This is a genomic window from Wenzhouxiangella sp. XN79A (assembly GCF_012272825.1).
In the GTDB taxonomy this organism is placed as follows: Bacteria; Pseudomonadota; Gammaproteobacteria; order Xanthomonadales; family Wenzhouxiangellaceae.
The window spans coordinates 1-325 of sequence record NZ_JAAWWS010000087.1; the positions used below are offsets into that span (position 1 = coordinate 1).

The 325-nt window shown below is 55.4% G+C and carries 1 pseudogene; it reads right to left on the minus strand.

The window, feature by feature from the left end:
* Positions 1 to 159: 159 nt before the first annotated feature.
* Positions 160 to 325 (minus strand): annotated as a pseudogene (locus tag HFP89_RS15890) (DDE-type integrase/transposase/recombinase); the annotation flags it as partial.

A 325-nucleotide genomic window follows, 5' to 3' on the forward strand; every position in this document is an offset into this window, starting at 1 on the left:
CGGGAACATTTGCAAGAAAATCATCGGTGACAACTCGAAAATCAGGAGTCTCTGTAGTGCGGGCAATTTTTATGTTGTGCCTGTCCAATTAACTTGGAAAGGGGACATCTCACTTCGCTGAAAACAGGACATCTCAGGTTGGTGTTGACAGTGGTCGTCGATGAACTTCTGCCACTCATGCCCGGTGTACTGGCTGCCCTGATCCGAGTGAACGAGCAAGCCCGGCTCGGGCTTGCGCTTCCAGACCGCCATGACCAGCGCCTTGAGCACCAGGTCCGCCTGCATCCTCGACTGCATCGACCAGCCGACGACCTGGCGGGAGAAC